Annotated in this window: 1 protein-coding gene; it reads right to left on the bottom strand. The window is 70.6% G+C overall.

All coding sequences use genetic code 11. The annotated features are described in order from the left end of the window. Positions 1 to 257: hypothetical protein (locus ACGFIZ_RS34300; protein ID WP_393427470.1), on the bottom strand; the 257-nt coding region annotated here is incomplete at its 3' end. Between the last annotated feature and the right edge of the window lie 763 nt (positions 258 to 1,020).

Raw genomic sequence — 1,020 nt, 5'->3', positions numbered from 1 at the left:
ACGCCGAACTCCCGAGAGTCGACGTCGAACACCTCGAGCGCCCACTCCTCGAAGCGTTTCCTGGGCACCACGGCCGACAACGCGGTGATCGCCGCAGTCACCTTCTGGTCCAAGCCCGACGCGACATCGACCTCCGCCGGCGGCACCGCCGAGCCATCCGCCGGCGCCAGCGCTGCCGGCGAGCCCGAGGACCCGACCGCATCGTCCGGCGCGCGGTTCTCCGACGGCAACCCCATGATGAATGCCGCCGGATCCATCCCTGACGACATCCAGTCCCCGAACCCGGCCGACGACGCATCGTCCTCTGGCGGCGGCGACTCCGAGCCAGGCGCCAGTGGCGCCCCTGGCTCCTCCGTCGAAAATTCAGGCACCGGTGCCAGCGCTGCCGGCGAGCCCGGGAACTCACCCGCTCCGCCGGTCTCCGTCCCCGGCCGATCCAGGAGATCCCATGCTCCCGACATATCGGACAATGGCGGGTCACGGTCGTCAAAAACCAGGTCATGATCAGGCTGCTCTGCCGGCCCACCATCGATACGCCGACGCTTACGTCTCGGCTCCGACCGCGGCGACTCCGACCGCGGCGACTCCGAGCCAGGCGCCGGTGGCCCCTCCGTCGAAAATTCAGGCACCGGTGTCGGCGCTGCCGGCGAGCCCGGGAACCCGCCCGCTCCGCCGGTCTCCGTCCGCAGGAAATCCGGGAAAGCCAATTCCGCGTTCATATCGGGCAGTTCCGGGTCACCGGCGTAACGCGCAAGGCCACCATCAGGCGGCCCTGCCGGCGGGCCCGGGAACCCGCCCGCTCCGTCGGTCTCCGTCCGCAGGAAATCCGGGAGATCCCATTCCGTTGGTGTCGCGATATCGCCCTCTGCCAGCTGGTATGCGGGGGACGGGGCAGAAAGCGTCGGGCCGCCACCAGACGGGTCAGCTTCCGCACCGGACGGCCGATCGCCGGGCGGAGCGTCAGAGGGGGAGGTGGTCTCCGCCTGCATGGCGTGGGACGGGCCGCGGGGTGGGGTGGTG

This window comes from Micromonospora sp. NPDC048830, from assembly GCF_043198215.1.
GTDB lineage: Bacteria > Actinomycetota > Actinomycetes > Mycobacteriales > Micromonosporaceae > Micromonospora.
Note: the sequence above shows the minus strand (reverse complement) of the source record. Positions and strands in the feature narration are given on the sequence as shown.